The organism is Haloterrigena salifodinae (genome assembly GCF_003977755.1).
GTDB lineage: Archaea > Halobacteriota > Halobacteria > Halobacteriales > Natrialbaceae > Haloterrigena > Haloterrigena salifodinae.
Genome location: NZ_RQWN01000001.1, coordinates 890,699 through 915,294, shown reverse-complemented (window position 1 = coordinate 915,294; position 24,596 = coordinate 890,699). Strand labels below are relative to the sequence as shown.

General features: G+C 65.7%; 26 protein-coding genes, 1 rRNA gene and 2 pseudogenes. 17 read left to right on the top strand and 12 right to left on the bottom strand.

Annotation, left to right across the window (positions count from 1 at the left end; translation table 11 throughout):
- Positions 1-301 precede the first annotated feature (301 nt).
- A complete protein-coding gene (locus EH209_RS04685; protein WP_126661766.1) occupies positions 302-922 on the top strand; it encodes a TetR/AcrR family transcriptional regulator in 621 nt (206 codons plus the stop codon).
- Between the two features lie 179 nt (positions 923-1,101).
- Positions 1,102-2,331 carry a cytochrome P450 gene (locus EH209_RS04680; RefSeq protein ID WP_126661765.1) on the top strand — a complete coding sequence of 410 codons (1,230 nt, stop codon included), beginning with the start codon at positions 1,102-1,104 and terminating at the stop codon, positions 2,329-2,331.
- Between the two features lie 82 nt (positions 2,332-2,413).
- Here EH209_RS04680 and EH209_RS04675 read toward each other — a convergent pair whose 3' ends face one another.
- Complete coding sequence (locus EH209_RS04675) at positions 2,414-3,184, bottom strand: SDR family NAD(P)-dependent oxidoreductase (protein WP_126661764.1); 771 nt, start codon at positions 3,182-3,184, stop codon at positions 2,414-2,416.
- 315 nt (positions 3,185-3,499) lie between these two features.
- Between EH209_RS04675 and rrf the strand changes: the two genes are divergently transcribed.
- Positions 3,500-3,621, top strand: a 5S ribosomal RNA gene (rrf, locus tag EH209_RS04670).
- A 219-nt stretch (positions 3,622-3,840) separates the two neighbouring features.
- Here the strand turns inward: rrf and EH209_RS04665 are convergent.
- Together EH209_RS04665 and EH209_RS25070 are read right to left on the bottom strand one after the other, a co-directional pair.
- A pseudogene (locus EH209_RS04665) lies at positions 3,841-4,188 on the bottom strand (iron chelate uptake ABC transporter family permease subunit); the annotation flags it as partial.
- A gap of 142 nt (positions 4,189-4,330) precedes the next feature.
- Positions 4,331-4,432 (bottom strand): annotated as a pseudogene (locus EH209_RS25070) (ArsR family transcriptional regulator); the annotation flags it as partial.
- Positions 4,433-4,721: 289 nt separating this feature from the next.
- Here EH209_RS25070 and EH209_RS04660 point away from each other — a divergent pair.
- From EH209_RS04660 to EH209_RS04640, 4 genes are all read left to right on the top strand, one after another.
- Positions 4,722-5,255 carry a hypothetical protein gene (locus EH209_RS04660; protein ID WP_126661763.1) on the top strand — a complete coding sequence of 178 codons (534 nt, stop codon included), beginning with the start codon at positions 4,722-4,724 and terminating at the stop codon, positions 5,253-5,255.
- A 205-nt stretch (positions 5,256-5,460) separates the two neighbouring features.
- The gene (locus EH209_RS04655) at positions 5,461-6,051 is read left to right on the top strand and encodes a 50S ribosomal protein L15e (protein ID WP_126661762.1); all 591 of its coding nucleotides are present in this window, start codon (positions 5,461-5,463) and stop codon (positions 6,049-6,051) included.
- A 300-nt stretch (positions 6,052-6,351) separates the two neighbouring features.
- Positions 6,352-8,463 (top strand): pyruvate dehydrogenase (acetyl-transferring) E1 component subunit alpha, encoded by a 2,112-nt coding sequence (gene pdhA / locus EH209_RS04645; protein ID WP_126661761.1) that lies wholly within the window; start codon positions 6,352-6,354, stop codon positions 8,461-8,463.
- 73 nt (positions 8,464-8,536) lie between these two features.
- Positions 8,537-8,971 carry a universal stress protein gene (locus EH209_RS04640; protein WP_126661760.1) on the top strand — a complete coding sequence of 145 codons (435 nt, stop codon included), beginning with the start codon at positions 8,537-8,539 and terminating at the stop codon, positions 8,969-8,971.
- 106 nt (positions 8,972-9,077) lie between these two features.
- Here the strand turns inward: EH209_RS04640 and glmS are convergent, their stop codons facing one another.
- The 3 genes from glmS to EH209_RS04625 all read right to left on the bottom strand — a co-directional run bounded on the left by glmS (position 9,078) and on the right by EH209_RS04625 (position 11,260).
- The gene (gene glmS, locus EH209_RS04635; RefSeq protein WP_126661759.1) at positions 9,078-9,527 is read right to left on the bottom strand and encodes a methylaspartate mutase subunit S; all 450 of its coding nucleotides are present in this window, start codon (positions 9,525-9,527) and stop codon (positions 9,078-9,080) included.
- A 192-nt stretch (positions 9,528-9,719) separates the two neighbouring features.
- Entirely contained in the window at positions 9,720-10,430 is a 711-nt protein-coding gene (locus EH209_RS04630) for a phosphoribosyltransferase family protein (RefSeq protein WP_126661758.1), read from the bottom strand.
- A 110-nt stretch (positions 10,431-10,540) separates the two neighbouring features.
- On the bottom strand, positions 10,541-11,260 hold the full coding sequence (locus EH209_RS04625) for a helix-turn-helix domain-containing protein (protein WP_126661757.1): 720 nt from the start codon (positions 11,258-11,260) through the stop codon (positions 10,541-10,543).
- A gap of 186 nt (positions 11,261-11,446) precedes the next feature.
- Here EH209_RS04625 and EH209_RS04620 point away from each other — a divergent pair, with 186 nt between their 5' ends.
- The gene (locus EH209_RS04620) at positions 11,447-12,067 is read left to right on the top strand and encodes a methyltransferase family protein (RefSeq protein ID WP_126662521.1); all 621 of its coding nucleotides are present in this window, start codon (positions 11,447-11,449) and stop codon (positions 12,065-12,067) included.
- A gap of 6 nt (positions 12,068-12,073) precedes the next feature.
- Here EH209_RS04620 and thrS read toward each other — a convergent pair whose 3' ends face one another.
- Positions 12,074-14,029 carry a threonine--tRNA ligase gene (gene thrS, locus EH209_RS04615; protein WP_126661756.1) on the bottom strand — a complete coding sequence of 652 codons (1,956 nt, stop codon included), beginning with the start codon at positions 14,027-14,029 and terminating at the stop codon, positions 12,074-12,076.
- 354 nt (positions 14,030-14,383) lie between these two features.
- Between thrS and EH209_RS04610 the strand changes: the two genes are divergently transcribed.
- The 3 genes from EH209_RS04610 (at position 14,384) to EH209_RS04600 (ending at position 16,202) form a co-directional block, all read left to right on the top strand.
- Positions 14,384-14,779, top strand: coding sequence for a DUF7322 domain-containing protein (locus tag EH209_RS04610; protein WP_126661755.1), 396 nt, complete (start codon positions 14,384-14,386; stop codon positions 14,777-14,779).
- A gap of 77 nt (positions 14,780-14,856) precedes the next feature.
- Positions 14,857-15,564, top strand: a complete 708-nt coding sequence (locus tag EH209_RS04605) for an HAD family hydrolase (RefSeq protein ID WP_126661754.1) — start codon at positions 14,857-14,859, stop codon at positions 15,562-15,564.
- A complete protein-coding gene (locus tag EH209_RS04600) occupies positions 15,561-16,202 on the top strand; it encodes a class II aldolase/adducin family protein (RefSeq protein ID WP_126661753.1) in 642 nt (213 codons plus the stop codon). Before EH209_RS04605 ends, EH209_RS04600 begins: the two co-directional genes overlap by 4 nt.
- A 28-nt stretch (positions 16,203-16,230) precedes the next feature.
- On the opposite strand, the gene pyrE is transcribed toward EH209_RS04600, so the two are convergent.
- Positions 16,231-16,755: an orotate phosphoribosyltransferase gene (pyrE, locus tag EH209_RS04595; protein ID WP_126661752.1), complete on the bottom strand. Its 525-nt coding sequence runs from the start codon at positions 16,753-16,755 to the stop codon at positions 16,231-16,233.
- A gap of 108 nt (positions 16,756-16,863) precedes the next feature.
- On the opposite strand from pyrE, the gene EH209_RS04590 reads away from it, so the two are divergent.
- Entirely contained in the window at positions 16,864-17,832 is a 969-nt protein-coding gene (locus EH209_RS04590) for an alpha/beta hydrolase (RefSeq protein ID WP_126661751.1), read from the top strand.
- Positions 17,833-17,895: 63 nt separating this feature from the next.
- On the opposite strand, the gene EH209_RS04585 is transcribed toward EH209_RS04590, so the two are convergent.
- A complete protein-coding gene (locus tag EH209_RS04585) occupies positions 17,896-18,690 on the bottom strand; it encodes an alpha/beta fold hydrolase (RefSeq protein WP_126661750.1) in 795 nt (264 codons plus the stop codon).
- Positions 18,691-18,864: 174 nt separating this feature from the next.
- Between EH209_RS04585 and EH209_RS04580 the strand changes: the two genes are divergently transcribed.
- From EH209_RS04580 to aglJ, 3 genes are all read left to right on the top strand, one after another.
- Positions 18,865-19,551: a helix-turn-helix domain-containing protein gene (locus EH209_RS04580; RefSeq protein WP_126661749.1), complete on the top strand. Its 687-nt coding sequence runs from the start codon at positions 18,865-18,867 to the stop codon at positions 19,549-19,551.
- Between the two features lie 104 nt (positions 19,552-19,655).
- Entirely contained in the window at positions 19,656-20,945 is a 1,290-nt protein-coding gene (gene aglM, locus EH209_RS04575; RefSeq protein ID WP_126661748.1) for a UDP-glucose 6-dehydrogenase AglM, read from the top strand.
- Positions 20,946-21,081: 136 nt separating this feature from the next.
- Entirely contained in the window at positions 21,082-22,104 is a 1,023-nt protein-coding gene (gene aglJ, locus EH209_RS04570; protein WP_126661747.1) for an S-layer glycoprotein N-glycosyltransferase AglJ, read from the top strand.
- A gap of 4 nt (positions 22,105-22,108) precedes the next feature.
- Here the strand turns inward: aglJ and EH209_RS04565 are convergent, their stop codons facing one another.
- The gene (locus tag EH209_RS04565; RefSeq protein ID WP_126661746.1) at positions 22,109-22,438 is read right to left on the bottom strand and encodes a DUF5789 family protein; all 330 of its coding nucleotides are present in this window, start codon (positions 22,436-22,438) and stop codon (positions 22,109-22,111) included.
- A gap of 169 nt (positions 22,439-22,607) precedes the next feature.
- Here EH209_RS04565 and EH209_RS04560 point away from each other — a divergent pair, with 169 nt between their 5' ends.
- Positions 22,608-22,817, top strand: coding sequence for a ribbon-helix-helix domain-containing protein (locus tag EH209_RS04560; protein ID WP_008894315.1), 210 nt, complete (start codon positions 22,608-22,610; stop codon positions 22,815-22,817).
- 221 nt (positions 22,818-23,038) lie between these two features.
- Entirely contained in the window at positions 23,039-23,194 is a 156-nt protein-coding gene (locus EH209_RS23895) for a hypothetical protein (RefSeq protein ID WP_164721997.1), read from the top strand.
- Between the two features lie 47 nt (positions 23,195-23,241).
- Here EH209_RS23895 and EH209_RS04555 read toward each other — a convergent pair whose 3' ends face one another.
- Both EH209_RS04555 and EH209_RS04550 read right to left on the bottom strand, forming a co-directional pair.
- Complete coding sequence (locus EH209_RS04555) at positions 23,242-23,664, bottom strand: hypothetical protein (protein ID WP_126661745.1); 423 nt, start codon at positions 23,662-23,664, stop codon at positions 23,242-23,244.
- Between the two features lie 189 nt (positions 23,665-23,853).
- Complete coding sequence (locus tag EH209_RS04550) at positions 23,854-24,537, bottom strand: hypothetical protein (RefSeq protein WP_126661744.1); 684 nt, start codon at positions 24,535-24,537, stop codon at positions 23,854-23,856.
- Between the last annotated feature and the right edge of the window lie 59 nt (positions 24,538-24,596).

Genomic DNA, 24,596 nt, shown 5'->3' with positions numbered 1-24,596 from the left:
CCAAAAGTCGCGTACCGGACAGCTCGGAAGCCTACGAGCAGGTTCTGGACGTCGGATAGTACCAACCGACGCGAGTCAAACACGACGTTCTCGCGGTCGACAAACCACATACAGATATACGAAACCTAGTATTTCACGATCGCTGGCGTCGATCGCTCCGTCGGTCCTTCGGACGTTCGACGACCGAGACGACCGAAGCTCTCTCTTCGACGGTCCATCAACCCAGATCGTACCGCTCGGAAGCGTGCGTCGCAACGGTCGACTAGATATCGGCTTATGAGGGGATTCCCTACGTACGAGTATGAGCGGTCAGCCCGAAACCGAACAACGAATCAGAGAGGCCGCGTTTCGCGCGCTCGTCAAACACGGGTACGCGGACCTCTCAATCAAGGATATCGGCGACGAACTGGGCCAGAACCCGTCGCTGATCTACCACTACTTCGATAGCAAAGATGAATTGTTACTGTCGATGCTCGACGTCTTCGTCGAGATATTCCTCGGCCAGCGGGCCGAGGAACCGATCACCGACGCGGAGACGGAACTTCGACGGTTCGTCGGCCAAATCCTGCACCCGGAACCGGCGCAGGTCGAAGCGGTGATGTCCGCTCCGCCGTCCGATATCGAGACGGCGATCGCGCGGGTTTTCGTCGAACTGTGGGCGCACGCGACGTGGGACGACGATTTCCGTAGTAAAACGACGGCAGTGGAGGACGGGCTCCGAGACGCGGTCGTGCAGATCATCCGCGCCGGTATCGAACGCGAGCAGTTCCGGCCGGTCGATCCCGAACAGACCGCGGATCACCTCCTCTTCCTCCTCAAACAGGGGATCCACACGCAGACGACGACGGATCGCTCTGACGCCGTCGATCAGGTGCAGGCGATCGTCGACGAGATTCTCGCCGATATCTCTCGCGAGAGCTAGCGAGCGACCAGTTCCGATTGCGTCTGGGTCGCATTCGGTCGCTACGTCGACTCGAGTCCCTTCGATTCGTCCCGAATCCGTCTCTGCGAAAGCGATGGTTCTCCCGCGTATCAGATCGAATTCCACAGCCGGAGTACGACACCAAAAGAGCTATGACTGATTAATTGGTCAATTAAATCATGCAGTCCCCCGATTCAGTCGTCGGCGTGGGCCGGTCACCGAACGCGATCCGAAGCCGCGAGGGGCAACTCTCGCCGTTCGAGTGGTACGCCGAGATGCGAGCGGAGCGTCCGGTCCACTTCGACGAGCAGCGAGAGACGTGGGACGTATTCCGGTACGAAGACGTCGAGCGCGTGCTCAAAGACCACGATACGTTCACGGCGAACCGCGCGTTCGATCCCGAGAAGTCCTCGAACGACGGCGACAGCGACGGTGACGAGGACCTCCCGATGCTGCAGACGATGATCTCGACCGACCCGCCGGAACAGACTCGACTCCGCGGGGTCGTCAACGAACGATTTCAGCCCGGAGCCATCCGGGAGTATCAGCCGCGAGTGGCGGCGGTGACGGAGGAGTTGTTGGACGACCTCGAGGGCGAGGACGAGTTCGACTTCGTTGACGAGTTCGCGACTCCGCTTCCCGTCATCGTGATCGCCGAACTGCTGGGGATCCCCGCCGAACGCCGCGAGGAGTTCAAAGCCTGGTCGGACGCGCTTGTCGCGCGACCCGAAGATGACACCGAGGCGGAACTGGAACGGGTGCAACGGGAACAGGAGCGGGCCCAGCGAGAGATGGGCGGCTACTTCGCGACGCTGCTTGAAGAGCGCGACGGCGGCAGCGGGGACGATCTGATCACGCTCGCGGCGAACGCGGAGAAGCTGACCAGGGGCGAGCAGGTCGGGTTCTGTATGCTGTTGCTCCTCGCGGGTAACATCACGACGACGAACCTCCTCACCAACGCGATCTGGTCCGTCAAGGAGGCGGAGGTGACGGACGCGATCCGAACCGGAGCGGTCGACCGCCAACGGGCCATCGAGGAGGTGCTCCGATACCGGTCGCCGATCCAATCACTGAAGCGGATCGCCGTGGAGGACGTCGAGCTAAACGGGCGACGGATCGAAACCGGCGACGTCGTCACACTCTGGCTGGGCGCCGCGAACCGCGATCCGGCCGTCTTCGACGCGCCCGAGGAGTTTCGGCCCGAGCGGCATCCGAACCGCCACATGGCGTTCGGGACGGGGGTTCACTTCTGTCTCGGCGCCCACCTCGCGCGGATGGAAGCCGACGTCGCCCTGGGGCAACTGCTCGAGCGCTTCGAACGACTGGAGGCGGATCTATCGGATCTCCAGCCGTTGAACGGCCTCTACGGTCTCGAGTCGCTCCCTTGCGACGTGAGTAGAACCACATAGCTCGAACTGCGGCACCGATACCGCTGAACGGTTGGATATCGCCGCGCTAACTTTTCCGAATCGTGACGATGAGGTTGAGCGGTCAGTCCGCTGCCTGCCCGCCGTCGACCGGGAGCGTGTGCCCGGTGATGTAGGAAGCGTCGTCGGAACAGAGGAACGCGACCGCGCCGGCCATCTCCTCCGGTTCCGCGATGCGGTCCATCGGGACGTCGATCATCGCCGATGTGTCGAACTCCATGCTCGAGGGGTCGCCGTCTCCCGACATCCTGGATTGGATGTTCGTGTTCGTCGGCCCCGGTGCGATAGCGTTGACCCGCACGCCCCGCGTTGCGTATTCGAGCGCGACCGTCTTCGTGAGTCCGACGACGCCGTGTTTACTGGCGGAATAGCTGGCGAGACCGCCCATCCCGACGAGCCCGGACTCAGAGGCCGTGTTGACGATCGCCCCGCCGCCGCGTTCCGCCATGACGGCAAGCTCGGCCTTCAGGCACGTCCAGATTCCCTTCAGGTTGACCTCGAGGAGCGCGTCCCAGTCGTCGGCGTCGATGTCGGCGACGTCTGCGAATCCCGTGAGAATTCCCGCGTTGTTGTGCGCGAAATCGAGGCTCCCGTACGCGTCGAGCGCGACATCGACCATTCGCTCGACCGACTCGAGGTCGGAGACGTCGACGTCGACGAATGTCGCGTTACTGCCGGCGTCCTCGATCAGATCTACCGTTTCGCGACCGGTCTCCGCGTCGATGTCCGCGACGACGACGTTCGCCCCCTCGTCGGCGAAGCGTTTCGCCGACGCGCGCCCGATTCCGGATCCGCCGCCCGTTACCACGGCCGTCTTCCCGTCTAATCCGTTCATGAGTAGTTCTCGTCGCTAATTAATTATTCAATTAATATAGTCCTTCGCTTCGAACGTCCAGTCGCGGCTCCGCCATCGGTTCGATCTCGATAGGGACCCGTTGTCCGCCGGAACGATCTTGAGTAGCGATTGCCGAGAAGACGGCTGAAGAGGACGATGCCGGACAAGCAGGAACCGAGCACCGCCAAAGGAGCCGGGAACGAACCGAGTCGGCGTTCGACGGAAAGATCAGAAGTGTTAAACCGACGTACCCCTGATATCGGGGTGAACACACCGGCGCAGGCGTTACCGCGGTTCGATTCCGCGGGTCGGCGTTGAGGCGGCCACAGCGGCGGGGAACCACCCGTACCCATCCCGAACACGGACGTTAAGCCCGCCTGCGTCCCGGCGAGTACTGGAGTGCGCGAGCCTCTGGGAGACCCGGTTCGCTGCCTCGCTCTTCATACCTCATTTCCACCCGACGAGCGACGGCTTTCAGGTCGTTCCTCGTTTCGGGTTGTTACTCGTCGTCAGTTCGGTACTCGGTCGACCGTCCGTCGCTCGAGCCACTGCAGTCCCTTCCCTATCGGTCCGCCTCGAGCGACGGGACGTTCGAACTGCGACGTAATCCTCGACTCGAGGCCAGTGAATCGACCGTGGCCTCGAGGCTGAGTCCCCTAGATCTCGCCCATGTTCTCCTGTTTGCACATCAGGTAGAGGACGTACGGCCCGCCGACGAGCCCGGTGATGATCCCGACCGGCAACTGGACGGGATTCAGGGCGAGGCGGGCGCCGACGTCGGTGCCGACCAGCAGCGCGGGGCCGACGAACAGACAGCCCATGAGGAGCCGCTTCGTATCGCCGCCGCCGAGGTTCCGATCCATGTGCGGGACGTTCAGTCCGACGAAGCCGACGAGCCTGGCGACGGCGATCGCGGCCGCGGTCGACAGGATCGCGATGCCGGCGGCGACGAACCGGACGCGCTCGACGGACATCCCGAGCAAGCGGGCGGTCTTCTCGCCGAGCCACCGGTCGACGAGTTCCGAGTTCTCGAGTGTGACGTCGCTCGCATTCCGATCGAAGAAGACCTCGACGTCCAGCCGGTCGCCGGCGGCCAGCGTCTCGCCGTAGGTGTACATCAGAAGGCTCGTAACGGAGTCGACGATGGCCGTCCGCGAGCAACTCGAGGACGCGAACGCGGTGCTCCGACCGCGCGAGAAACGCCGCGCTCTCGATGGCGTCGCTCGTCGCGTTCGTCCCCCCCCCCACCTGACGATCTGTCCGTCGATACGTTCTTGCTCATTGTCAGCACCTGTTACCACTCTCTTGTTTGGGCCAACCTGAAAACTGTCGCCTAGTGAGACGATCGCGCCATCCCTGTTCCGACATATCTATCGGATGGAACGGATCCAGGATACCGGCCGTACAACGCCGTCGCAGCCACAGCCGAATTCGACCGGTTTTCCGGTGACCTGGTGGCGACTTATTTGGTTATCAGACCCTCGTACAACCCAATCAATGGTTGGTTTGATTACACTCGCGTTCGTACCCGTTATATATGGGTGAGAATGACAACCACGATCTCGACGGCGTCGGCGTCTGGGGTGGCGGCTTTACCGGCGGACTGGTCGGCGGCATCGCCATGGGGCTGGTCCTCCACCTCGGCGCGGGCCAGATCGAACTGCTCGGCGCGCTGATCGCCGGTTCCGAAACGGCGGTCGGCGTCGGCTGGACGGTCCACATGGTCCTCAGCGCCCTATTCGGGCTGGCGTTCGCCGCCCTGGTCTCGCGGCGAGCGGTCCAGGACCTGGTGGACTCGTTTAGCGACTACCTCGTCGTCGGACTGGTGTTCGGGGCCCTCCTCGGCCTCTTCGCCGGCGGCCTCCTGTTCCCACTGGCGATGCAGCAGGCGGGCGTCGCGGCGTTGCCGCTGCCGTTTCTCCCCATTCCGGGCGTCGCGGGGGAACTGGTCAGCGCGCTCCTGTTCGCGATCGGCCACTTGGTCTACGGACTGGTCCTCGGTGCCGTGTTCGCGACGGTCAACGGCGTCGTCCCCGGCGGCGTCGGCGAGTACGTCCCGCTCGAGCGGTGATCGACCCACGAACATTCCTCGTTTTTCGGCTCGCCGTTCCCGCAGTTCGAAGCCCTTATACTCGAGAGTTCGGAAGATAGGGTAGACTCGCTGGGTCGCGGGCGCCAGCGGGCACCTGTACGGCACCGCCGCCACAGGTCGGGATGTGATCCGCGGGGACGGGCCCCGGCCGGGATTGAACCAGGAAACGCCCGCGGTGATTACGATGGCAGAAAGCTTCTACTCCCACATCAAGGACGCATGGAAGGACCCTGACGACGGCAAACTCGGGGAACTACAGTGGCAGCGAAAGCAGGAATGGCGCAAACAGGGCGCTATCGAGCGTATCGATCGTCCGACCCGTCTGGACAAGGCGCGCGAACTCGGCTACAAGGCCAAGCAGGGCATTATCGTGGTCCGCATGTCGGTCCGCAAGGGGACGGCTCGGAAGGAACGCTTCACGGCCGGCCGACGCTCGAAGCGCCAGGGTGTCAACCGCATCGGGCGGCGCAAGAACATCCAGCGCATCGGCGAAGAGCGCGTCTCCCGGAAGTACCCCAACCTGCGGGTGCTCAACAGCTACTGGGTCGGCGAAGACGGCAGCCAGAAGTGGTTCGAAGCGATCCTCGTTGATCCGAACCACCCGGCGATCGAGAACGACGACGATCTCAACTGGATCTGCGACGACGACCACACGAACCGCGCGTTCCGCGGTCTCACCAACGCTGGCAAGGCCAACCGCGGCCTCAACAACCGCGGCAAGGGCGCCGAGAAGGTCCGTCCGTCCAACAACGGCGGACAGGGTCGCGCGAAGTAACGACCGGTCGGTTTCGACGATCCGAACCTCGATTTTTCTGCGACTCGCCTCGAGAACGATGGCTACGTGAATCGACGAGCGACTGCGCCTCCGGCTATCGACACCGCTGTCACTGCTGGCGGCGCTCGGCGCGACATCTCTTTCGTCGAGCGTCGCGAACTCGCCCGCCTCGGCGCGTTCGACGGCCGCCTGAACGTCCACGTACCCTGCTCCAACGGACTCCGTAGTGTATGACTCGAGCGCCGCAAAGCGTGCGATAGCCGACTCGAGCACTAAGTGGCCGTCCGTCGTACCGCCCGTATGCCACGATCGACGGTCGCCGACTTCTCGATCGACCGCGTCCAGATTCTCGATCAGGACGGCCGCGTCGACGAGTCCATGGAGCCGGACCTCGAGGGGGAGCGGTTGCGCGAGTGGTATCGGACGATGAAGCTGTCCCGGCGCCTCGACGAGCGGACGATCGCCCTCCAGCGCCGGGGCGAACTGGGAACCTTCGCGCCGGCGACGGGCCAAGAGGCCGCACAGGTCGGCAGCACCGCCGCGCTGGCCGACGACGACTGGACGGTGCCGGCCTTCCGCGAGCACCCGTCGGCGCTGGCCCGCGGGCTCTCACCCCAGGGGATCTTCGAGTACGCGATGGGGCTCGAGGAGGGCGGCGAACCGCCCGACGACGTGCCGATCATGCCGCCGGCCATCGCGGTGGGGTCCCAGCCGCTCCACGCCACAGGGATCGGCTGGGCCGAGGCAATGAACGACAGCGACCGGGTCGCGCTGACCTACTTCGGCGACGGCGCGACCAGCGAGGGCGAGGTCTACGAGGCGATGAACCTGGCGGGAGTCTACGAGGCCCAGACGATCTTCTGCTGCCAGAACAACCAGTACGCCATCTCGACGCCGCTGTCGAAGCAGACGCGGGCCGCGACGCTCGCCCAGAAGGCCGTCGCCGCGGGCATCGAACCGATCCAGGTCGACGGCAACGACGTGCTGGGCGTCTACGCGGTCACGAAGGAAGCCAGGGAGCGCGCTCTGCGAGGCGTCCCGACGCTGATCGAGGCGACGACCTACCGGCGAGAGATGCACACGACCGCGGACGACCCCTCCGTCTACCGCACTACCGAGGAAGAGGCGGAGTGGGAGCCGCTGGACCCGATACTGCGATTCGAACAGTACCTCCGCGACCGGGGAGTGCTGGACGACGACGTCGTCTCGACGATCGAGGACAAGATCGAGACGGAACTCGAGGAGGCCCTCGAGGCGGCCCGTGAGACCAAAGCGAACGCCGATCCGGTCGACATGTTCGACACCGCCTACGCGGAACTCCCCGACTACCTCGAGCGCCAGCGGGAGGCGTTCACCGGCGGCGCCGACGGCGAGATCGCGCCGCCTCGAGCGGCGGAGGGGGCCCGCGGCGACGGCGGGACGGCGACCGAGTCGGGCGTCACGGAGGGGGTCGACCGGCTGAACATGGTCGAGGCGATCCGCGAGACCCTGCACGCGGAACTGGACCGCGACGAGGACGTGGTCGTCTACGGGCAGGACGTCGGCGTCGACGGCGGCGTCTTCCGGGCGACGCAGGGACTGCTCGACGCGTTCCCCGGCCGCGTCCACGACGCGCCGGTCGCGGAGGCCGGCATCGTCGGACTGGGCGTCGGCCTCGCGGCCGCGGGCTACCGACCCGTCGCGGAGATCCAGTTCGCCGGCTTCACTTTCCAGGCGTTCGACCAGATCCACCAGCACGTCTCGCGCCTGCGCAGTCGCTCGCGCGGGAAGCTCACCTGCCCCATGGTGATCCGTGCGCCGTACGGGCTGGGCGTGAAGGCTCTAGAGCACCACTCCGAGAGCTACGAGGCCGGCTATGCCCACATTCCCGGTCTCAAAACCGTGATTCCCTCGACCGCGCGGGACGCCGCCGGACTGCTTCGGTCGGCGATCCGCAGTCCAGATCCCGTCCTCTTCCTTGAGCCGATGCCGCTCTATCGGGCGGCCCGTCGGCCCGTTCCCGCCGACAACGAGGTCCCTCTCGGCGAGGCCCGCGTCGTCGAGGCGGGCACCGACGTCACGGTCATCACCTGGGGCGCGATGGTCCGGGAGGTCGAAGGCGCCCTCAAGGAGAGCGAGGCGTCGGCCGACGTGATCGACCTGCGGACGATCAGCCCGATGGACACCGAGACGGTCCGCGAGTCGGTCCGGAAGACCGGCCGGTGCGTCGTCGTCCACGAGGCGCCGCGCTCGGGCGGGTTCGGCGCTGAGGTCGCGGCCCGCATCTCCGACGAGGCCGTCTGGCACCTCGAGGCGCCGATCGAGCGCATCGCCGGTTACGACGTCCCGGTGCCGCTGCCGGGACGGGAAGAGGCGTACCGGCCCGACCAGGAGCGCATTCGGGGGGCGATCGAACGCGTCACGTCGCCGTAGGCGCCGGGCTGTCCCGTCGATGGCAGGAACCGTCGGCCCGACGTTTATTTTGAGGGCCAACGTAGTATCACTCATGGCAACACACGTTCTCGTTCCCGTCGACGACTCGAACCAGTCGACCGAAGCCCTCGAGTTCGCCTGCGAGGAGTATCCCGAGGCCCGCATCACGGCGCTGCACGTCCTCGATCCCGGCGACTTCTACGCCGCGACTGGTATCGAAGGCGGCGCCGTGGCGAACTACGAGGAACTCCAGGACCACCACCAGGACCGGGCGGAGGCGATCCTCGAGGCGGCGCGCGAACAGGCCGCCGAGCACGGCGTCGAGATCGAGACGGACCACGTCGTCGGCGGAATCTCGCGATCGATTGTCGACTACGCCGCCGAACACGACGTCGATCACATCGCGATCGGGAGCCACGGCCGCACGGGCGCGAGCCGGATCCTGCTGGGCAGCGTCGCCGAAAAGGTGGCTCGCCGCTCGCCCGTTCCGGTGACGATCGTCCGCTGAGCGGTCGGGAGAACACGACTCGAGCCGCGACGCCTCAGCATGAGCGACTGCAACAGCGGTCGCTCCGTCGCGTAGCGACAGCGAAAACGGCGCCCGGCGGATCGGTTCAGGCGGAGACGGTCTGGCTCTCCCGCTCGGACTCCGTGGACCGCATATCCAGGTCGGCCCGCAGCGCCTCGATCGCGTCCTCGGGGTCGGTCTCGGAGTCGAAGACGCGGTCGAATCCGAGTTCGCGGAAGAACGCGCGGGTCTCCTCGAAGTCGTCCTGACCGACGGCGAGGTTGCCGCCGATGTAGGTCGTGACGTTCTCGAGGTCGGCGTCGGCGAGTTCGCCGTGGAAACCCTGACAGTCCTGTTTGGCGTGACCGTAGAGCGAGGAGACGAGTACCGCCGCGGCGTCGTGTTCGGTCGCGGCGTCGACAAACTCCGTCTGGGAGGTCTGGACCCCGAGGTTGACGACATCGAACCCCGCGGCCTCGAACGCTTGCTCCAGGATGGTGATCCCGACGACGTGGGCGTCGGAGCCGATCACGCCGAGGATGACTGTCTTCGTCATGGTCGTACCACCACAAACTGGCGGGAGTACAATAAACCTAATGATTAATCATGTGGTAGTGGTTCACACGGTTTCCCTGCGGCGGGAGACGCTTCGGTCAACGACGCCCGAACGGAACGCAGTCAGCGATGAACGCGTGGAACGCGGCGAGGGATCAACGAACGAAACGACTCGAGACGGCCGTCGGACCGCTCAGACCGTCGTGAGGGCGTCGACGGGTGCGTCGGTGCGATTCTGAGCCCGCTGGATGCCGTCCTCGCCGGCCGCGATGAGCGCGAAGACGCCGGCGACCTCCGCGTCTGCGGTGCCGACGATGTCCAACAGGAGTTCCTGGGTCTCGCCCGACCGGATGAGGTCGTCGACGACTAGCACCGACTCGCCGGCGTCGATGGCCGACTCGGGCAGGTAGTAGGTGAGTTCGATTCCCGACTGGAGGCGTTCGCGGGCCTCAATGAACTCCTCGACGGCGGTCTCCTTGCTCTTCTTCGCGTAGGCACAGCGCGTCCCGTAGTAGCTCGCGAGCGAGGCGGCGAGCGTGATCCCGTCGGTCGCCGCGGTGAGGACGACGTCGGGTCGATCGAAGTCGAACGCGTTGGCCACGACGGGCGCGACGAGGTCGAGAAACGACTGGTCGAAGACCGCCGCGCTGTTGTCGACGTAGCCCTCGTCGTCGACCCGGATGCGGGCCTCGAGTTCGCCGGCCAGCGCCTCGCGGCCGAGGTCCTCGACGACCTCACGTGCGCGCTCGGTTCCCGGCAGCACGTGTCCGTTGACGTACCGATTGAGGTCGCCCGCCGGCAGTCCCGTCGTCTCGGCGAGTTCGTCGTAGGTCCGGGTCTCCTTCAGCATCCGCAACACGTCGACGGCCCGTAACTGCAGGGCTGCCTTCTCGGCTCTGTTCATATGGGATATGCACGATTCTGCAAGTATGGGGGTTTCGATCGGATTACGCGCTCGAGATAGCCACGTCCGTGATCAGCGGCCGCAAGTCGGCCGAACCGGCCAGGTCACTTCTATTTTCCCGCATCGAGAGCGGTCGCGTTCGTCTCGTTCTCGAGGAGACCTCGCCCGCGCTGTCGGACGAGTCGCTGCATCACCCGCGCCTGCGCCTTTTGGAGGAGCGTTCCGGCCGTGCTCGCGGCACAGTTCAGCCGCTCGGCGACGGCCTCGAGTCCCGCCTCGCGCGGAACCGCGTAGTAGCCGACCTCGACTGCGGCTGCAACGGCCTCGAGCTGGCGCTCGGTGAGACCACCGGTCAGCGGCGCGTGCCGGCGGTCGTACTCCCCGATCGCGCGGACGGTGACGTCGATCTCGTCGGGGAGCCTCTCGAGCATCGCCTGCAGGTCCTCGCCGGCGCCGACGACGGTCATGTAGAACGCGGCCTCGGAATCGTAGATCACGGGCGGGACGATAACGAGATCGAGCGTGGCGAACGATTGCCGCCAGCGCACGTCTTCCTCGCGAGTCTCTTGGCAGATGTAGACGTAGAACGAGTCGTCGTCGATCGGCGTCAGGTCGTACCAGCGGATCGAATCGACGGCCTCGATGGCGTCGACGTACGCCTCGCGGTCGGCCTCGGCGTAGAACAGTTCGTACTCGCGGTCGCCCTCGGGGCCGAGGATGTTCCACGTGCGCAGTTCCTCGTAGCGGACCGCGTCTCCCTCGCGGATGAACAGCTGCATGGGATGGAGCATCCAGTCAGGCTGGCGGAGCCGAACGTCGAGGTACTTCATCGCGGTGTGTCGACGGCAGGACGGGGTAACATATAAATCACCTAGTGTATCCGTGAGAAGCGACAGTGCGATCGATGGCCGACGTGCGCGTATGAGGCGCTATCAAGCACGGCTGCCGACGGTCGATCCAGGACAGGGACAGGTGTGGTCGCTCGAGTCGCTGACAGCGACGGCGGTGATGCATCGATGATCAACGCGCTGACGAGTGCCGTCTTCGTCGTGGGCGTTGGCCTCGCACTGGCGAATCTCATGGGAATCGTCGCCAGCGCGTTGGGGCTGGTCTCGTACTGGCCGCCGGGCGAACGGGACAGGACCTACTACGTCCACTGGGGGATCTCGCACTCACTCAACGTCGTCATGCTCGCGCTCACCTATCTCAGCTGGAACAGTCTCGGCCTTCCCCGCGGCCCGTCGCTGGCCGCGGGCGCCGCGCTGTTCGTCGCCGGCTACGGCGTCGCTATCACGGCCGGCCTGGACCTCGGCGTCGAGGAGACGAAGGGACTCGCCGGTGACCTGCGAACCGGCGGCTGGTACCGCTACTCGAGAAATCCCCAGTACGTCGGCTACGTCGTCGCGACGGTCGGCTTCGCGCTACTGGCGAACTCCGGGCTGGTGGCCGTCGTCTGTGCGATTTACCTGGGTTGGTGGCTCTCGCTGCCGTTCGCCGAGGAGCCCTGGCTACGTGAGCAGTACGGCGAGGAGTACAAGCGCTACGCCGAGCGCGTGCCGCGATTCGTGGGGAGACGGACCGTTCGCGCACTCGTCGGGAATCGGGCAGACGAAACGGCGGTCAGCGACCGCGGGTGACCGCGATCAGTCCTGCAGGAAGTCCGGCTGCGTGCGCTGCTCCTCGATTTCTGTCTCGAGGTGCTGCTTGAACTCCTCGATCTCGACGTCGTACTCCTGGTCCTCGAAGCGGTCGCGGACGGAGATGTTGCCGTCTTCCTCCTCGTTGTCGCCGACGATGATCTGGTAGGGGACCCGATCGTCGTGAGCCGCGCGGATCTTCCGCTCGAGCGTGGAGTCGCGACCGTCGACCTCGACGCGGAAGTCGTCGAACTCGTTGGCGACGCGGTGAGCGTAGCCGAGGTTATCGTCCGAGATCGGTAGCACGCGGATCTGTTCGGGCGCGAGCCACAGCGGGAACCGACCCTCGTAGTGCTCGATGAGCATCATGAAGAACCGCTCGTAGCTGCCGTACAGCGCGCGGTGGATCATGACCGGGCGGTGTTCCTCGTTGTCTTCGCCGACGTAGTTGAGGTCGAACCGCTCGGGCATGTTGAAGTCGAGTTGGACCGTCGGGCCGTCCCACGAGCGGCCGATGGCGTCCTCGAACGCGAAGTCGATCTTTGGTCCGTAGAAGGCGCCGTCGCCCTCCTCGACTTCGTAGTCGTGGGCGCGGTTCTCGAGGACGTTCTCGAGTTGCTCCTCGGCGCGGTCCCAGATTTTGTCGGAGCCGACCGACTTCTCGGGCCGCGTTGCGAGCGCCATCTCGTACTCGAGGTCGAACGTCTCGAGGACGTCCGTGATCATGTCCATGATCTCCTCGACCTCCTGTCTGATCTGGTCGGGCCGGATGAACAGGTGGCCGTCGTCAATCGTGAACGCCCAGACTCTCGAGAGCCCCGAGAGTTCGCCGCGCTGCTCCTTGCGGTAGACCTTCCCGTTCTCGGCGTACCGGATGGGGAGGTCGCGGTAGCTCCAGGACTGGTCCTGGAAGATGGCGGCGTGGCCGGGACAGTTCATCGGCTTCAGGCCGAACTCGTCGTCGCCGACGTCGAAGATGAACATGTCGTCCTGGTAGTTCTCGTAGTGGCCCGAGCGGTGCCAGAGATCCGTCTTGAAAACGTGGGGCGTCTCGACGTAGTCGTAGCCCGCGTCCTTGTTTAAGTCCTCGACGAAGTCCTCGAGCTCCTTTAGGACGGTCTTCCCCGGCGGGTGATACAGCGGCAGTCCGGGGCCGGTGACGTCCTGGATCGAGAACAGGTTCATCTCGTTGCCGATCCGGCGGTGGTCGCGCTTCTCGGCCTCCTGCTTGCGCTCGAGGAAGTCCTCTAAGTCGCTCTCGTCCTCGAAAGCCGTCCCGTAGATCCGCGTCTGCATCGTGTTCTCCTCGTTGCCGCGCCAGTAGGCGCCGGCGATCTCGAGCAATTCGACGACGCCGATCTCGCCCGTCGAGTCGACGTGGGGGCCGGCACAGAGGTCCTCCCACTCGCCCTGTTTGTAGAAGGAGACGGTGTCGTTCTCGTCGGCGAATTCCTCGAGCAACTCGAGCTTGTAGGGCTCGCCTTCGAGGCGCTCCTCGGCCTCCTCGATCGAGACGTCTTCGCGCTCGATTTCGTAGTCCTCGGCGATGATCTCCTCGATTTCGTCCTCGAGCGCTGCGAGGTCCTCCTCGTCGACGTCGAGATTATCGAAGTCGTAGTAGAAGCCCTCGTCCGTCGGCGGTCCGATCGCGAGTTTGACCTCGTCCTCGTCGTACAGTCGCTCGACTGCTTGTGCGAGACAGTGCGACGCGGAGTGGCGCATGACTTCGAGGTACTCCTCGGAGCCGTCGGTGACGATCTCGAGTTCGACGCCGTCGTAGACGGGTTCCTCCTTGGCGACGAGTTCGCCGTCGAGTTTGCCGGCGACCGTGTCGCTGCCGAGGCCGGGGCCGATCTCATAGGCGCAGTCCTCGACCGTCGCGTCGGGTGCGACCTCGAGTTCGGAGCCGTCGGGCAGTACAACCGTTATCTGTTCCTGTGACTGGGAATCTGGTTCTGACATGGGTGTTCGTGTGGGTGCGGCTGCGAGTAGTGCTGTGGCCGCTGCTGATCGGGGAACTTCGGTGAGAAGTTCGGCGGGTGGTCCGCTCGTCCCACCGTGCTGTGGATCGAATCGAGCACAGCCAGCGGTAGATGTAGGTTAGAAGCGGGCGAGAGCCCCTGTAAAGCGGACACCTACCATCGTGGATACGCGTAGTCTCGAGCGGGATAAAAACATTGTGATGAACCGTCGAGATCCCGGTTCGCCGGACGACCGTCATCGCGACTCGCGACCGGCCGCGACGGATATCGGCGCTGGCTCCAGACAGTCCTCGTCGGGCGAACGGTTTTCCCGCCGAACGGGGTACGTCCGTTCGTGGGCCCCAATCCATCAGACGACGATCCGTTCGACGACCCGTTCGGCGGAGATCACCTCAGGGACCCGTTCGAGAACGATCCTCTCGAGGATCCGTTCGAAGGCCCGGCCGGGGGTAGCGAGAGCGACGAGGATCTCGAGCGCGCGTTCGACGAACTCTCGTCCGAGACGCTGCTCGCGTTCATCGGCGCCGGGGCCCTCGTCCACGTCGGGGTGTTCGCCGTAGCGCTCGGCCTGATGCTCCTCGGGTTCCGCGGCCAGTGGTTCGTCGGCGGCAGTCTCGCGAGTGTCGGACTCGTCGCGCTCGGCCTCGCCGTCGTGACCTACCGCCGCTATCGCGCCCGTAAGGAAAGCGAGAGCGAGACGTCCTCGGCCAGTGGCTCCGCTCGCGAGTGAGCCGACCGATACCGAGGCCGCTACCGCGCGGTTCCGCGACCGATACTCGTTTTGTCCCTGCCGGTGACGGGTCCGGTATGTCGATCGACGCGGCGCTGTTCGACCTCGACGATACGCTGTACCCGTATCCGCCGTGCAAGGTGGCGGGAACGGAGGCCGCGTTCGAGGCCGCTCGCGAACTGGGGTACGATCTCGATCGCGCCGGGTTCGAGTCGCTCTATCGGGCCGGCCGTCGCGAAGTCAAACGCGAGGTCCCCGGCACAGCGGCGAGCCACGAACGGTTCCTCTACTTCAAGCGCGGGCTCGAACTGCACGCGGAAACGGCCAGACCGGGCGACGCGAAGGCGCTGGGCGAGGCGTTCTGGGACGCCTACCTCGCGGAGATGACGTGCTATCCGAAGGTCGAGGAGACGCTCGCAGACCTGCGGAACCGCGGTATCGACGTCGGAATCGTGACCAATCTGACGACCCGGATCCAGCTCGCGAAACTCGAGCGCTTGGGGCTCGCGGACGGGATCGATCTCCTCCTGACGTCCGAGGAGACAGGCCGCGAGAAGCCGGGGTCGGTCATGTTCACGCTCCCGCTCGCACGCCTCGACCGGCGTGCCTCGGAGACAGTGATGGTGGGAGACAACGTCGACGCGGACGTTGTCGGCGCGAACGCGGTCGGCCTCGAGACGGTCCTGTTCGATCCGCGCGGCGAGGTAGACGGAGCGCTCGAGGGCGACCGGAAACCGGACCACAGAATCGACGCGTTCGACGAACTGCTGGAGGTGATCCGATGAGTCTCGAGGACGAACGCCGAGCGGTGGTCGAGCACGCCCCGGAGCTCGCGGCGCTGACGCCGGGCCGGACAGGCAACCTGAGCGTTCGCGACGGCGAGACCGGCGACGCATTCGCGATCACGCCGACCGGCGTCCCGTACGACGGCTTCGACGCCGCGGACGTTCCGGTTGTCGGCGTCGACGGCGAGGACCGCAGCGGACGGATGGCCCCGAGCAGCGAGGTGCCGATGCACGCCGCGATCTACCGCCGCGAGGACGTCGGCGCGATCGTCCACACCCACTCGCCGTGGTCGACGACGCTGGCGGTCGCCCGTGAGCCGCTGCCGCCGATCCACTACATGATCGTCGCGGTCGGCAAGCGCGTCCCCGTCGCCGAGTACGCGCCCTACGGCACCGACGAGTTGGCCGAGAACATCGTCCGGACGATGGACGAGGCCGAGGCGACCGCGACGCTCATCGAAAACCACGGTCTCGTCGTCACGGCGTCGGACCTCGAGACCGCGCTCGAGAACGCCCACCACATCGAGAGCCTCGCGCGGCTGTACCTCCAGACCCGCGCCGCCGGCCTCGAGCCGCGGACGCTTTCGGACGCCCAACTCGAGACGGTCGTCGAGAAGTTCGAGTCCTACGGGCAGTAGCCGTCGGTTCCGTCGGTTGCCGGGGGATTTACTGTGATTCGAGCAGGTCGCTCGCGGTCACCAGCGCCTCCATCTCCACGCCCGCCTCCTCGACGGTCTCGCGGCCGCCCTCCTCGCGGTCGACGACGACCAGCGCGCGCTCGACGGTCGCGCCCGCCTCCCGGAGCGCCTCGACGGCCTCGACCAGACTTGTCCCCGTCGTCACGATGTCCTCGACGACGACGACCTCCTCGCCGTCCTCGAGTCGGCCCTCGATCAGGTTTCCGGTGCCGTACTCCTTGCGCTGCTTGCGCGCGATGACGTAGGGGACGCCCGCGGCGACGCTGGTCGCGGCGGCGAGGGGGACGCCGCCCAGCGCGACGCCGCCGAGCTTGTCGTCGGCCGCGAGCCGGTCGGCGAATGCCTCCGCGATGGCCTCGAGACAGTCGGGATCGGTCTCGAAGAGGTACTTGTCGACGTAGTATTCGCTGGTGCCGCCGTGGGAGAGTTCGAACTCGCCGAACTTGACCGCCTCCGCGTCCCGCAGGGCCTCGATGAGTGCCTCGTTCGTCATTGCTCGAAGGGCCGCGCCGAACCGAAATAAGCGGTGTGGAACGGATCGACGGCCGCGCCGGCGACCGATGCGCATACCTTTTTGTTCCGCCGGTGAGAGTCTCGTGATATGACACCAACCCGCGCTCCGGAGCCCCATCCGGCCCTCAAGCCGCTCCTCGAGACCATCGACTCGGCGGAGACGCCGGCGCTGCACGAACTGCCGGTTGACGAGGCGCGCGCAGTGCTCGATGACATGTTCGACGACAACGCCGACGCCGACGGCCCGTCGATCGACCTCGAGTCGGTCGAGGATCGAACGATCGATGGACCGGCCGGAGACCTCCTGATCCGCGTCTACCAGCCCGCGGGCGAGACGCCGCGACCGACGATCTGCTACTTCCACGGCGGCGGCTTCGTCGTCGGGAGCGTCGACGAACACGACGACACCTGCCGGAAACTCGCCGCCGAGACCGGCTACACCGTCGCCAGCGTCGAGTATCGATTGGCGCCTGAACACCCGTTCCCCGCCGCGCTCGAGGACTGTTACGCCGCGCTGGAGTGGGTCGACGACGAGATCGAGACGCTCGGCGGCGATCGGGATCGCATCGTCCTCGCCGGCGACAGCGCCGGCGGCAATCTCGCGACGGCGACGAGCCTGCTCTCGCGCGATCGCGGCGGCGTCGAACCCGCCCACCAACTCCTGATCTACCCCATCACCGGCGACATCACCGAAACCGACGCCTACGAGGAGAACGCCGATGGCTACTTCCTCGAGCGGGAGACTATGGAGTGGTTCGACGACTGTTACTTCGGACGCGAGATCGATCGGGGGAACGTCTATGCCCGCCCGCGGCTGGCTGCCGACCTCTCGGGCCTCCCGCCGGCGACGGTTGTCACCGCCGGCTTCGACCCGCTGCGCGACGACGGCGCGCGCTACGCCGAGCGCCTCGAGGCAGACGGCGTCCCGGTCACGCACTACCACTACGACGACATGATCCACGGGTTCTTCGGGATGTTCGCTGAGCCGATGAACCTCGGGCGCGCCCACGAGGCCTACGACGACGTCGTTCGCGATCTGCAGCAGGCGCTCGAGTGACGAGCCGTCGATCCGATTGGTAGCGTTCGTCCCGAGAGCGAAGGCGCCCGAAACGGCGACAGACTACTGCCTGCCGAGGAACGACTCGATTTCCGCCGCGATCGGTTCCGGTGCTTCGGCGGGACCGCTGTGGCTGATCCCGTCGAACTCAACGAGGCGACTGTGCGGCAGCGTGTCGTGGACCGCGCGGGCGCTGTTCCGGAGGAAGTCGGGACCATCGGTGCCGGTCAGCACGAGCGCAGGGGCGTCGACGTCGAGCGAATCTGGGAGTCGGTACCGCTCGACGGCGCGGTTCATCCGCAGGACTTCCTCGGCGAGGTCGACGCAGTCCGGCCAGACCGGCCACTTGGACAACCAGGCGTCGAGGTCATCGATTCCATCGGGATGGAGGACCAGTTTCACGTAGCGTTTCACCGCCTCGTGGCGTCGGCCGTCCTCGATGAGCGCCTCCATCCGATCGGCGAGATCGGCTCGCTTCCGGAACTCGTCGGGGAGCACCGCCGGTTCGTAGGTGACGACCGCGTCGACCGCCGCGTCGGCCGCGGCCTCGAGCGCCGTGAGCGCGCCGTAGGAGTGGCCAAAGAGGATCGGAACGCCATCGACATCGTCGGCGAGCGCTCGGACGTACCGGGTTTCGCGTTCCAATACCTCATCCGCGCTCGTCTCGGCTGGATCGTCGAGGCAGGTACCGAATCCCGGCCGCTGGGGGACGATCGTCGCATATTCCTCAAGGTGGGGGACGACGGGCGTCCAGTACTCTCGAGGGACCATCCCGCCGTGGAGCAGGATCAACGGTCGACCGTCGCCGCGTCGTTCGTACTCGACTCTCCGGCCGTCTTCGAATCGCGTCGTCTGCATGGGTCGCTACCGAGGGGTACGACCAGGCTAAGTCGTTCTCTCAGTGATCCGGCCGTTTAAGTCGGAGGTCAGGCGGACGCCGAAGTCGGCCGTCGAACGCCCGATCGGCGAGCGGACCCGTCGCCCGGCTGACCGTTTCGATGTTCCCATTTGCCTCGACGGAAACGGTCACGTATGAGCCTCGTCGCCGAATTCGAGATTCGCTGCGATGCGCTCCCGCTTGTCGGGGTCGCGGCGACGGTTCCCGACGCGACTGTTCTCCTCGAGTTGCAGTACAACCACGGTAATCGACCGCTGTTTATCGCCACCGTAACCGGGGGGTCTCGAACCACAATCGAGGCCGCGTTTGCTGACGCCGTCGACGTCGCGGACTGGTCCCTGATCGGACGGGCCGGAGAGACGCGTCGCTATCAGCTCACGCCGGCGTTGAGCTTCGAAGAACAGCTCGGCAACGAGATCGACGACCTTGCGGGCCTCGAGGCCCTCGCCACGGCCGAGGCCGTCATCGAACGGATCGAGGTGGAACCGAACGGGTGGCGGCAGACGGGATGGTTCGCCGACCGTGACGCCTTCACCGCGTTCTCGTCGTTCTGGCAGCACAATGCCGGGTTCCGATTGCACCGTCTCACTCGCGACCGGACGCCCGAGCCGCCGGGCGATGGGTTAACCGATTGCCAGCACGAGGCACTCCGAACGGCCTACGAACTGGGCCACTTCGACGTTCCACGCCGCGCGTCCCTCGAGGAGGTCGCCGCGGAACTGGATATCTCCGCCTCCTCGGTCTCTGAGCGCCTCCGTCGGGCGCAGACGCGACTCATTCGAGAGACGATCGCGACGACGTGGCCGCCGCTCTCGACGTAACGGGCGGTGTCGCCGTCGAGTACGGGTGACGATCGGGTGGGTTCCACGCGCAGTCTCGACCGGAACCCAAAAGCATCTACCGACGGCCGATATTGCGATACAGCATGGACGTCTCTATCATCGGCAGCGGCTACGTCGGCACCACCATCGCCGCCTGCCTTGCCGACCTCGGTCACGACGTGCTGAACGTCGAGATCGACGAGGACATCGTCGCGACGATCAACGCGGGCGAAGCCCCGATCCACGAATCGGGCCTCGAAGAGCGCATCGCCGAGCACGCGGGCACGAACCTCCGCGCGACGACCGACTACGACGAGATCCGGGAAACCGACGTCACCTTCCTCTGTCTCCCGACGCCCCAGACCGACGACGGCAGCCTCGATCTGGCGCCCATGCGGGCGGGCGCCGAGTCGCTGGGGCGGACGCTCGCCGAGAAGGACGGCGACCACCTCGTGGTCGTCAAGAGCACGGTTCTCCCCGGAACCACGGAGGAGGTCGTCGGCCCGATCCTCGAAGAGGAGTCCGGCCGCCGAATCGGCGACGGGCTCGAGATCGCGATGAACCCCGAGTTCCTCCGGATGAGCACGGCCGTCGAGGACTTCCTCGAGCCCGATAAGGTCGTGCTCGGCGCCTCGAGCGAGGGCGCCGCTGGCACTCTCCGCGAGTTGTACGCGCCAATTCTCGAGCGTGAGGAAACCGACCTCGTCGAGACCGACGTTCGGGAGGCGGAACTCATCAAGTACGCCAACAACGCCTTCCTCGCGTCGAAGGTCTCGCTGGTCAACGAACTTGGGAACATCGCGAAGGAGTACGGCGCGGACGCCTACGAGGTGCTCGCGGCGGTCGGGCTCGACGACCGCATCTCCGACCGCTTCATGCGCTCGGGGTTGGGCTGGGGCGGCTCCTGTTTCCCGAAGGACGTCAACGCCTTGCGGGCCGGCGCCCGCGAGCAGGGGTACGACCCCGATCTGCTCGACGCCGTCGTCTCGGTCAACGACGAACAACCCCGCCGGCTCGTCGCCCTACTCGCTGAGCACGTCCCGCTGGAGGGTGCCCGCGTCGCGGTGCTGGGACTCTCCTTTAAGCCCGGAACCGACGACGTTCGCAAGTCCCGCGCGCTCGACGTGATCGAGCACCTCCGCGAGCGCGGCGCCGAGGTCGTCGCCTACGACCCAGTCGCGATCGAGAACGTCCGGCCGGACTACCCCGAGATCGAGTACGCCGACTCCGCGGACGCGGCCCTCGAGGGAGCCGACGGTGCGGTCGTCGCGACCGACTGGCCCGAGTTCGACGATTTCGCGTTCGACGGGATGGCGAACCGGGTACTGGTCGACGGCCGCCGGATCGACGTCGACCGGGACGCCCTCGAGGTCTACGAGGGACTCACCTGGTAGCGCCGATGCCGATGATGGAGTCGCTCGAGTCGGACCGGAGAACCGCGACGCGCGACGGGCCGTCTACGGGAGCCGTTATAACACGCGTATTACGCAATCAGTATCCTTTTGCGGCCGCGCACGGGAATGATCGTCGATGGGAAATGACGCGGTTCGCGCGGATGCGATGCTCTCGAGCGGCGACGGCGAGGTCATCGCTATGAGTTCCGAGACGCGGGAGATCTCTCCCGACGACGTTTGCGTTCTTATTCCGACCCTCGACGAGGCGGCGACGATCGGTAACGTCATCGACGGTTTCCACGAACAGGGCTACACGAACGTCCTCGTCGCCGACGGCGGGAGTAACGACGACACCCGGGAAATCGCCCGCGATCGCGGCGCCCACGTTTTCGTCCAGTCCGGCGACGGAAAGGGCCAGGCCGTCCGCGAGGCCATCGAGTACGTCAACGTCCCCTACGTGGTGATGTTAGACGGCGACGGGACCTACGATCCCGCCGACGTCGATACCATGATCGAGCCCCTCTCACGGGGGTACGAGCACGTGGTCGGCAACCGGTTTGCCAACATGGACGACGACGCGATGAAGACGTTGAATGGCTTCGGCAACCAAATGATCAACCGCTCGTTCAGCGTCATTCACGGCGCCGACTACGAGGATATCCTCTCGGGGTACCGAGCGTTTACCGTCGACTCGTTCGACCGGCTCTCGATCGACTCGGACGGCTTCACCCTCGAGACGGAACTTGCCGTCGAGTGCGTCAAACACGGCATCGACACGACCGTCGTGCCGATCAGTTACCGCGCCCGTCCCGACGAGTCGGAAACGAACCTTCACCCGGTCAAGGACGGCGGCACGATCATCCTCGCGCTGTACTCGCTGGCCAAGACGAACAATCCGCTGTTTTACTTCGGTAGTTTCGGCGTCGGCGGGATCCTCTTTGGCGGTGCGATCGCGTCGTACGTCCTCTGGGAGTGGGTGCAGTATCAGGTCGGCCACGAGATCATGGCGTTGGTCTCCGCGGCCGCGATCTTGCTTGGCGTTCAGTTGCTCATCTTCGGCGTCCTCTCCGATATGCTCCTCTCCTTGCACCGCGAGCAACGGCGCCGTCTCGAGCAGATCACTCGCAAGAGCCGCGAGCGAGACGACAACGGACGATAGCGCGTTAAAAGGGCAGCATCGAGCGGACCTGCTGGAAGACGCCGTTCGAGTTGTTCCGCCGATACTCCTCGAACGGTCCGTGCAGCTCGTTCAACAGTTCCTGACGCGAGCGAAACTCCTCGATGTCGACTTCCGCGAGCATCTCGCTCAGCGCAACGTCGTTTCCGTGGACGTTGTACGGAATGCGTTCGTGGCCGAGTTCGGCCGCGACGTCGTCCTTGGTCGCCGGAAACGATAGCTCCGCGTCCTTGAGATGAGCGTCGACGGCGGCGATACCGAACTCGACGCTCTCGGGTTCGTCGTCGTCTCCGCTCGATGGTGGCCGGACTCCCATACGATCACGTACCGTGTCAGGCCGCAAAACCGCTACGAAGACGACCACGGAATCGCGCTCTCAGTCGCGGTCGAATCGCGCTCCCGATTCGGGAGCAAAGCGACGCTACCGGACCGCGATGGACGCCCGCTCCCGACACGCATTTGTCGCCGGCGATGAAGACACCTGTATGACCGAATACACCACGGTCTCGATCCCGAAGGACCTGGCCGACCGCGTTGAGGAGACGATCGACGGCACTAGCTTCCAGAGCACGAGCGACCTCGTCCGATTCCTGCTCCGGAGCATCGTCATCCAGCACCAGAAGGAGGGCGAACTCACCGAAGCCGAGTTCGAGGAGATCACCGAACAGCTTCGCGGCCTCGGCTACCTCGAGTAGCGCGGGCGCCACCGCTCTCGAAGCCGGTCGCGTGTCGAGTCAGCGGCGCTCGATCCTCGAGGTAGCGGCGTCCGCGTTATCGAACCAGCGGTCGTCCGATCGCAGTTCGGTGCCAGCCGGCACGAGACGGCCCGTGACACCGCTCTTCTCGCCACCCCGGTAGAACAGGCACGGTTATTATCTGGTTCGAGGCGCTAGCTCCGAGTGGAGGTCGAAGACGGATGCCACACATCCCGGACTTCCCATCGCCGTCGGACGACGCCGACGACGATCGTAAGCCGGAGCGTCGGAGCATCGTCGATCGAATAATCGGCGACGGCCACTGGCCGACGAGCGCCGCGCCGCGACCGGAGCCGGTTCCGGCCTCGTTCCGGTAGCGGTCGCGAGCTCGCGGCGCGTTCGGATTCGGTTTTTCCTCGCCGAGTTAGTCGGTCAGCGACTGGTCCGGCGGTCGCGCGTCGACGACCTCGAGGGGCTGGCGCCGACCGCGGCGATCGAAGGCACCGAACGACCGGTCGCCGAGTTTCCAGGGCGGAACGGCGACGAAGATCACTTCCGCGAGGTCGTCCCGTCTGGTCACCTCGAGTTCCCGAAGCGGGTGCGAGACGAACTGCCCCTGGGTCTGGCGGGCCGGGGTCGTGAGATTGACGCCGAAGACGGCGTTGAGGGCGTTATCGGGATCGGGAAGGAAGAAGTCCGTAAAGACCGGCATCTCGGGCGCCAACTCGGTCGTGCCCTCGAGTTCGCCGGCGGGCGTCACCGAGACGCCGGTCGTCACGCGGTCCGGATCGGCGTCGCTGGCGAGATCGAGGAGAACGTCGACGAGCGCCCGCGTGATGTAGACCATTATTCACCATAAGTACCGATCGTAGTTAGTTGTACCCCCCGCGGACATCGATGCAACCGATGTCGGAATGAGAAGAGACGATTCGACAATTTCGGAACAGAATACGGGCGATTCGACGGTGCTGGAGCGCGATGCGAGCGCTTCGACCGTATCGGTACCGTTTTCGACGGCGTAGTGACTTTTCTTCGTTTAGATCGGCAGCAGCTGCCACGCCATCCCCGCGTACACCTGCGGTGCGCGCCGGCGGGCGTTCTCGAGGGCGTCCGCGAGCGCCGCCGGCGCGTCGGTCGCGATCCCCGGACCGTGCCCGACGAGGATCCGCTCGGGCGAGAAGCCGCCCAGTTCCTTGCGGGGCGGGACAGGTCGACGCACCGGGTGGACGCCGAGGCGTTCGCTTCCGGCCCGGAAGAACGCGGCCGTGCCGACCGATTCGGGGACGACGAGCGTTCCGTCCTCGGGGTTGTAGAGGGCGACCTCCTTCCAGAAGCGATTGTCGACGATCGTGTGGGCCTCGAGGCCGGTGTCGGAGAGTTCGTCCGAAAAGCGGGCGACCGGCGCGTCGAGGTCCTCGGTGACGCCCTCGAAGATCCGCGGGAGATAGACCGGCACGTTGTGCCGGTCGGCGATCGCTTCGGCGTCCCGCGTGTGGCGATCGAGCAGGACGACGACCCCCCGTACGTCGCCGAACTCGGCGACCAGTTCGTCGAGTCCTGCGGCGTCGACGGGATCGACGAGCCAGACGTCGCCGTCTACCTCGAGGGCGTGGCTCGCGCGTTGCATCTCCTCGTCGGGGTGGGCGATCCAGCCGACGCCGCCGTCGAAGCGGTCGATCTCCCGGAACTCGGTCGCGCGCTCGTCGACGCGGAACGGCATATACCGACGACTACGACGGCGGCGCGTAAAAGCGTAGGCAATGACACTATGTCGCCGCC

Coding starts and splice junctions, on each gene's coding strand:
- aglM (WP_126661748.1), top strand. CDS start 19,656: ATGGACGTCTCTATCATCGGCAGCGGCTACGTCGGCACCACCATCGCC.
- EH209_RS04565 (WP_126661746.1), bottom strand. CDS start 22,438: ATGGGAGTCCGGCCACCATCGAGCGGAGACGACGACGAACCCGAGAGC.
- EH209_RS04550 (WP_126661744.1), bottom strand. CDS start 24,537: ATGCCGTTCCGCGTCGACGAGCGCGCGACCGAGTTCCGGGAGATCGAC.
- EH209_RS04660 (WP_126661763.1), top strand. CDS start 4,722: ATGGGTGAGAATGACAACCACGATCTCGACGGCGTCGGCGTCTGGGGT.
- pdhA (WP_126661761.1), top strand. CDS start 6,352: ATGCCACGATCGACGGTCGCCGACTTCTCGATCGACCGCGTCCAGATT.
- EH209_RS04605 (WP_126661754.1), top strand. CDS start 14,857: ATGTCGATCGACGCGGCGCTGTTCGACCTCGACGATACGCTGTACCCG.
- EH209_RS04685 (WP_126661766.1), top strand. CDS start 302: ATGAGCGGTCAGCCCGAAACCGAACAACGAATCAGAGAGGCCGCGTTT.
- EH209_RS04590 (WP_126661751.1), top strand. CDS start 16,864: ATGACACCAACCCGCGCTCCGGAGCCCCATCCGGCCCTCAAGCCGCTC.
- EH209_RS04560 (WP_008894315.1), top strand. CDS start 22,608: ATGACCGAATACACCACGGTCTCGATCCCGAAGGACCTGGCCGACCGC.
- EH209_RS04680 (WP_126661765.1), top strand. CDS start 1,102: ATGCAGTCCCCCGATTCAGTCGTCGGCGTGGGCCGGTCACCGAACGCG.
- aglJ (WP_126661747.1), top strand. CDS start 21,082: ATGGGAAATGACGCGGTTCGCGCGGATGCGATGCTCTCGAGCGGCGAC.
- EH209_RS23895 (WP_164721997.1), top strand. CDS start 23,039: ATGCCACACATCCCGGACTTCCCATCGCCGTCGGACGACGCCGACGAC.
- thrS (WP_126661756.1), bottom strand. CDS start 14,029: ATGTCAGAACCAGATTCCCAGTCACAGGAACAGATAACGGTTGTACTG.
- EH209_RS04585 (WP_126661750.1), bottom strand. CDS start 18,690: ATGCAGACGACGCGATTCGAAGACGGCCGGAGAGTCGAGTACGAACGA.
- glmS (WP_126661759.1), bottom strand. CDS start 9,527: ATGACGAAGACAGTCATCCTCGGCGTGATCGGCTCCGACGCCCACGTC.
- EH209_RS04630 (WP_126661758.1), bottom strand. CDS start 10,430: ATGAACAGAGCCGAGAAGGCAGCCCTGCAGTTACGGGCCGTCGACGTG.
- EH209_RS04655 (WP_126661762.1), top strand. CDS start 5,461: ATGGCAGAAAGCTTCTACTCCCACATCAAGGACGCATGGAAGGACCCT.
- EH209_RS04640 (WP_126661760.1), top strand. CDS start 8,537: ATGGCAACACACGTTCTCGTTCCCGTCGACGACTCGAACCAGTCGACC.
- EH209_RS04600 (WP_126661753.1), top strand. CDS start 15,561: ATGAGTCTCGAGGACGAACGCCGAGCGGTGGTCGAGCACGCCCCGGAG.
- pyrE (WP_126661752.1), bottom strand. CDS start 16,755: ATGACGAACGAGGCACTCATCGAGGCCCTGCGGGACGCGGAGGCGGTC.
- EH209_RS04580 (WP_126661749.1), top strand. CDS start 18,865: ATGAGCCTCGTCGCCGAATTCGAGATTCGCTGCGATGCGCTCCCGCTT.
- EH209_RS04555 (WP_126661745.1), bottom strand. CDS start 23,664: ATGGTCTACATCACGCGGGCGCTCGTCGACGTTCTCCTCGATCTCGCC.
- EH209_RS04625 (WP_126661757.1), bottom strand. CDS start 11,260: ATGAAGTACCTCGACGTTCGGCTCCGCCAGCCTGACTGGATGCTCCAT.
- EH209_RS04675 (WP_126661764.1), bottom strand. CDS start 3,184: ATGAACGGATTAGACGGGAAGACGGCCGTGGTAACGGGCGGCGGATCC.
- EH209_RS04620 (WP_126662521.1), top strand. CDS start 11,447: ATGATCAACGCGCTGACGAGTGCCGTCTTCGTCGTGGGCGTTGGCCTC.